The organism is Nodosilinea sp. LEGE 07088 (genome assembly GCF_015207395.1).
Taxonomy (GTDB): Bacteria; Cyanobacteriota; Cyanobacteriia; order Phormidesmidales; family Phormidesmidaceae; genus Nodosilinea.
This window is the reverse complement of record NZ_JADEWX010000255.1, coordinates 1-6,059: the sequence shown is the minus strand read 5'-3', so window position 1 is coordinate 6,059 and position 6,059 is coordinate 1. Positions and strand designations below refer to the sequence as shown.

The window sequence follows — 6,059 nt, the reverse complement described above, 5'->3', positions numbered from 1 at the left end:
GAATCAGAGTGGGGGCGGGTGCAGTGAGGGTCGTTGTCATGGTAGGTGGATGGTAAATTTTGGATTTACGATTTTGAATTTTGGCGGGGTGTTCCCCTCCAGGGAGGGGCTAGGGGTGGGTCTGCGAGAGATTTTGGACGTTGAATTCCTCCTGCTGTAGGCTAATCAGGTTTGGTAAAAGAGGATTATCACCATGGGCAAAAAAGAGCGGATTCGGCCCATTTCGATTTGTCTGCTGCGCCGGGGAGACGAGATTTTGGTGCATGAGAGCTACGACTCGGTGAAACAGCGGGGCTTTGCGCGACCCCTGGGGGGCGGTATCGACTTTGGCGAAACCAGTGCCGATGCGGCGGTGCGTGAAATCAAAGAAGAGCTGGGGTTCGATATCACGGGGGTGACGTTACTGGGCATGGTGGAAAACATCTTTGTCTGCGATGGTGAACCGGGCCACGAGATTGTGTTTGTCTACGATGGGCGGTTTGTGGATGAGTCGCTGTACGGGCGGGAGAGCCTGACAGCGATGGAGGGGAAGCGGCAGTTTGAGGCCGTATGGCGATCGCCCCAAGCCCTTCGCGCTGGCCCCCATTACCTGGTTCCCGAAGAAATCTGGGACTTGCTTTAACCTCCTGTTCTTAGGATGCGTAGGGTGCATTAGGCCAAAGATTTACTCCGTTGTTGTCGATACATTTAGCCCTGGCCGTAATGCACCATTCCGAGAATTTGGGCGTTGGGTAACATACCCCATCGAAGGTGCATTGCTGCGCGTTGGCGAAGCCTCGCCTTAGCGTTATGCACCCTACGGGATGATCGGTCACGGCAGGGTTGGCAGAGTGGCGATGGGCAAGGCTAAGGTTGCCGTCGGCAACACGACATCCGATTCTACCGACCGGGGCAATTCCTCAATTAGCTCATCAGCCACCACCTCCACCGCGATCGGAGGCAGCGCCGCAATCATAGCGGCGGAGGTAGATTCGCCCCATTTCACCAGCCAGTTGGGCTGAATGCCAAGAAACACGATCAGCCCCGCCATCACGTAGGCCGGAAACTTCTCGTCAAAGGTGCCGCTGGGATAGTAGGCCAGGTCGTTGTCGAGTTTGCCAAAGCAGGTGCGATTGAGCAAAATCACGAAATATACCGCCGTCAGGCCGGTGCCAGCGACACAGAGCAGAGTTTGCAGCGGATATACCGCGTAGCTACCCTGGAACACCAGAAACTCTGTAACAAACCCCATCAGACCGGGAATGCCCGCACTGGCCATGCCCCCCAGCACCAGCATGGCGCTGGTCAGCGGCAGCCCTCGAATCGGGTTCATTAACCCGTTAAGCACGTCCAGGTCGCGGGTGCCCACCTTTTTCTCGACCACCCCAACCAGGTGAAAGAGCATCGCCAAGATAATGCCGTGGGACACCATCTGACTGACCGCCCCGGTCAGCGCCAGCTCGGTCATAGCGGCACCACCGAGCAGCACGTAGCCCATGTGGCCAATAGAGCTGTAGGCCACCATGCGCTTGATGTCTTTCTGGGCAATGGCGGTAACAGCACCGTAGAGCACGCTGATGGCTGCCCATACCGCCAGGTAGGGCGACAGCTGTGCCCAGGCGTCGGGGAACAGCCCCAGGCCAAAGCGAAACAGGCCGTAGGTACCCAGCTTGGCCAATACTCCGCCCAGCATAATCACCACCGGGGTAGACGCCGCCACGTAGGTATCGGGCAGCCAGGTGTGGAAGGGCACCAGGGGGATCTTGATGCCAAAGGCCACCAGCAGCAGCCCCAGCAAAATTAGCTGCCAACCCATAGGCAGGTCATGACCCATGACGCTGTGGTAGGTGAAGTCGGACGCGCCGCTAAGCCACACCGTGCCCAAAAAACCAGCCAGGATTAGCGCTCCAGACAGGGCGGTATACAGCAAAAATTTAGTGGCTGAGTAGACCTTCTTCTCACCACCCCAGATGGCAATTAGCAGGTACAGGGGCACCAGCTCAATTTCGTAGAGGAAGAAGAAGAGCAGCAGGTTCTGGGCCAAAAACGCTCCGGCGGCGCCACTGCTCACAAACAAGAGCAGGGCATAAAACAGGCGAGGTCGCTCCATATCGTCTCGACTGCTCCAGACCGCAATCCAGGTGAGCAGACTATTGAGGCCCACCATCAGCAGCGATAGACCATCCAGGCTGAGTTCATAGTTGAGACCCAGCACCGGCAGCCAGGGCAAGAACTCGTGAAATTGAAACCCGCCAAAGGCTAGGTCAAACTGGGTGAACAACACAATCGTCCACAGCAGGCTGGCCCCAGAGACAATCAGCGCGCCCCGGCGGGCTTGAGAACCGGTCAGTTCCCCCGGCCAGAAACCCAGGGCGATCGCGCCAATGAGAGGAATGAGTAGCAGTAGAGAGAGCATGGTGAGTTGAGAAGGTGGATGGGTAAAGAGTAGATGGGGAGTGTGGGTCACGCCCCCCAAAACTGGCCAAAATCAGCTAGCACTAACGGTACGACCTCCGAACTTCGAGGTAGAAGATGCTTCAAAACAGCGCCGTCAGGGCCTGCCAGTTCATCAAAATTCCCAGCCCGGCAACGCCCAGGGAAATGGTCAGCACGTAGAACTGGAACTGGCCGCTGTTGCCATACTTGAGGGTTTCGCCACCGAACAGGGAGGCTAGACCGACGGCATTGACCAGGCCATCGACCACGTAGCGATCGAACCAATCGGTCAGCTTAGACAACAGGTCGATGCCCAGCACGAAGGTATTGCGGTACAGCTTGGGGGTGTAAAAGTCGTAGGCCAGCAGGTTTTGAATCGGCTTTTGCACGAGCTTCGCCGGGTTTTCGACCACGCGGTTGACGTAGAGCAGCGTACCGACAACGGCACCGAGAATGCTCGACCAGGTCAGCAACAGAGCCATGTCCTTGCTCACGTCAGCCCAGACCGGCAGCAGGTTAAGCTGACCCATAATGAGCGGCAGGTGGATGGTCAGACCCGCTGCGATCGCCATAGGTACCACCAGCAGCCAGAGGGGTTCTGGGGCACGGATCGTCATTTGCTGAGGCTTACCGGCAAAGAGCAGCCCCACCAGGCGAGCCAGGCTAAAGGCGGCGAGCCAGTTCACAATCAACACAATGGCCACTAGCCCGCCGCGATGGCTATCCCACAGGCCAGACACCAGGGCCAGCATCGACCAAAACCCGCCCAGGGGGGGCAGCGCGATGAGACCAAAGGCCCCCAATACCATGGCCGTACCCGTGATGGGGCGACGCGACCACAGCCCACCCATCTGGGTAATGTCCTGAGTAATGACATTCATAATGATCGAGCCTGAGCCCATGACTAGGGTGGCCATGCCCAGGGCGTAGGTTAGGGCCAGCAGCAGCGCCGCCTGGGGTAGATGGGCTCCGACGGCCACAAACATCAGCCCCATGTAGGCACTACTCAGGTACGACAGTACCCGCTTGATATCGATCTGAGCCGCCGAAATCAGGGTGGCCCCGATCGCCGTGATAGTGCCGACCGCAATGGCAAAGGCGGAGGCAGTGGAGGACAGAGCAATAACAGGCTCCAGCTTCACCAAAATCCAGATGCCGGTGGCCACCACTACGGAGTTCCGCAAGATCGTGCTGGGCAGCGGCCCCTCCATGGCTTCGTCGAGCCACAGGTGCAGGGGGAACTGAGCGCACTTGCTCATGGGGCCAGCAATCAGCCCAATACCAATCAGCGTGATCAGTTTAGGATCGACCACGGCGGTTTCTGCCCAAACTGCCAGTTCCCGAAAGTCCCAGGTGTGGGCCAGAGGATAGATCGCCAGCACCGCCATTAGCAGCACTAGGTCGCCGATACGCTTAGTCAGAAAAGCATCCCGCGCGCCCGTCACCACCAGAGACTGGTTGTACCAAAGCCCGACCAGCAGGTAGGTACCCAGGGTTAATACCTCCAGCAGCATGTAGGAAAAGAACAGGGAATTGCACAGCACCAGAGCGCACATGCCGGCCTCAAAGAACGCCATCATGGCAAAAAATCGACCCCAGCCCCAGTCCATTTCCAGGTAGCCGACGGCGTAAACCTGGGCCAGCAGGTTGAGGCCGGTGATCAAAACGCAGGCCCCCAGGGTAATGGCCGATGCCTCAACGGGAATCGTTAGCTCCAGGCCAGAAACCTGAAGCCAGGGGGCAAAAAAGAACTGGGGAGACGACTTGCCCCAAAAGGCTAGAAACGCCAGCAGGCTGTGGGCACAGGCCAGAAATGTCATAACGATGTTGACATAGCCAGCTGGGCGTGGCCCAGTGCTGCGAATTATGGCGGGAGACCAGGGAATGGTCAGCAGCGTCCCCACCAGGGGATAGATGGGAATGAGCCAGCTTGTTTGAACCAGGAGCGGGGTCATAGAAGGGCATCCTTGGGCGGATCAGGACATTAAAGCTAGACGGAGTATGGCCGTTGCCTCACCCTCTACCTAACTGAGAAACGCGAGACCTTGATTGACATAAGTCAATCGAATACTAATTTGGATAGATTAAAACCTATCTAAAATAGAGTTTAGCCAATACTTGGTTCAAAAAAAAGAGATGGATAGATTAATTGGAATTTGATTTTCATCTCTGATCGATAAGTTCTGATAATGAATTGGGTGGTTAAGCTGCGGTAATGGGTAGGGCGGTTCTCTGAGTTTGACATCCCAAGCGTCACCTCGCTTCTATAGCATTCTTTGCAGTCTACTGCTCAACCTCACCTTTAATACCCCTGTCTGCTGATTTTCCAGCCTGCTGACCTGGGTCGAAAAATATCCTGATGGGGCGATCGCACGGCGAAGAGTGAATTAGCTAGTGGTATCGCCCCCCTGATTGCCCCTCAGGTGCCACCCGGCTAACTTACCGCCAATACATCAGGGGAAATAGGACATCACGTGGCCGATAATCATTGGTTGACAAGGGCCGAGCGGGCCTTGATTGTAGGGTCAGGCGTCAGTGCCGTGGCCTCGGTTGCCACTCAAAATATCGCGCTCGCTTCGGCACCGCTGACGGTGCTGGCGGCGGTAGGGTTGCTCAACCGCAGCCGGGTCGAGCAGCAGCTCGAAGACGCCCAAGAAAAACTGGCTCGCCAGCATCGTCAAACGGGACACCGCCTGACTAATCTAACTAAACAGGTGACGGCCATGCCTTCGCCTGAGGCGTTGACCAACTTTCAGCGGGCCGTGATGGAGCGCAACAACCACTCCTTCATGCGTTTCTCTAAGCAGATTAAAGGGCTAAAAGCCCATGTGGATGGGCAATTAGGCGCTATGCAGCCCCCTGATTTAAGCGGCCTGCATAGGCAGATCGACCACCTTCAAGTGCAGCACTCCGATACCCAGACCGCGCTGCAAAACGTCACCGCCTACATGCAGCGTCTAGCGACCACGCCGCGGGTAGAAACAGCCGAAGCCAAACTTTCTCAGGTCAAGACCGATCTGATGCAAACCCGGGTCAGCCTTGAGAATCTGCGGGCCGAGACTCGCATCCTGGTGACGAACCTGCAAGATACCGTAGGCCAGCTCGACCGCCGTTGGCTAGAGTTATCCCAGACCAGTACCCCGGCCCAGCTGCGTACTGAGCTAGGCGATGTCATGAAAGCCCTGAATAACCTGGTTCCGCAGTCGGAATTCAGGCAGCTAGTAGACCACGTTAAAGCCCTCAATCGCCAACAAACCAACCTGGAACAGGCCCTGACTAAAATTCCGGTGGGAACCATCAGTGGGTTGCCAACCGCCCCATCCCAGTCCAGCATCGCGAACCTAGAGAAGTTGACTGCGCAGATCCAGCAGCTCCAGCGGCAAATGAGTCGGCAGGAAACCGCTGGCCACACCCAAGAACAGGTGCAGCAGGTGGTCTCCCAGTATTTGGGGCAGATCAAAGCCCAGGTGGCCCAGCTTGAAGGGGTCACGCGATCGCTCTCAGAACGACAGCAGCAACTCACCAGCCAATGGAGCGATGGCTCGTCTGATGAAGCTGTCAGCCGTACAGCGCTGATTCAGCTAGCACAGCGGGTACAGCAAACCGAAACCAATCAACCGCCCTCTCAACCCCCAACCCTGGCC

The 6,059-nt window shown here is 57.0% G+C and carries 4 protein-coding genes; 2 read left to right on the top strand and 2 right to left on the bottom strand.

Annotation, left to right across the window (positions count from 1 at the left end; translation table 11 throughout):
- Positions 1-193: 193 nt before the first annotated feature.
- Positions 194-622, top strand: a complete 429-nt coding sequence (locus IQ254_RS29055) for an NUDIX hydrolase (RefSeq protein WP_193969636.1) — start codon at positions 194-196, stop codon at positions 620-622.
- A 189-nt stretch (positions 623-811) separates the two neighbouring features.
- Here IQ254_RS29055 and IQ254_RS29050 read toward each other — a convergent pair whose 3' ends face one another.
- Together IQ254_RS29050 and IQ254_RS29045 are read right to left on the bottom strand one after the other, a co-directional pair.
- The gene (locus IQ254_RS29050) at positions 812-2,395 is read right to left on the bottom strand and encodes an NADH-quinone oxidoreductase subunit M (RefSeq protein WP_193969635.1); all 1,584 of its coding nucleotides are present in this window, start codon (positions 2,393-2,395) and stop codon (positions 812-814) included.
- A 121-nt stretch (positions 2,396-2,516) separates the two neighbouring features.
- Positions 2,517-4,370 carry an NAD(P)H-quinone oxidoreductase subunit F gene (locus IQ254_RS29045; protein WP_193969634.1) on the bottom strand — a complete coding sequence of 618 codons (1,854 nt, stop codon included), beginning with the start codon at positions 4,368-4,370 and terminating at the stop codon, positions 2,517-2,519.
- A gap of 519 nt (positions 4,371-4,889) precedes the next feature.
- Between IQ254_RS29045 and IQ254_RS29040 the strand changes: the two genes are divergently transcribed.
- A partial coding sequence (locus IQ254_RS29040; RefSeq protein ID WP_193969633.1) for a hypothetical protein occupies positions 4,890-6,059 on the top strand: 1,170 nt, incomplete at its 3' end.

Coding starts and splice junctions, on each gene's coding strand:
- IQ254_RS29050 (WP_193969635.1), bottom strand. CDS start 2,395: ATGCTCTCTCTACTGCTACTCATTCCTCTCATTGGCGCGATCGCCCTG.
- IQ254_RS29045 (WP_193969634.1), bottom strand. CDS start 4,370: ATGACCCCGCTCCTGGTTCAAACAAGCTGGCTCATTCCCATCTATCCC.
- IQ254_RS29055 (WP_193969636.1), top strand. CDS start 194: ATGGGCAAAAAAGAGCGGATTCGGCCCATTTCGATTTGTCTGCTGCGC.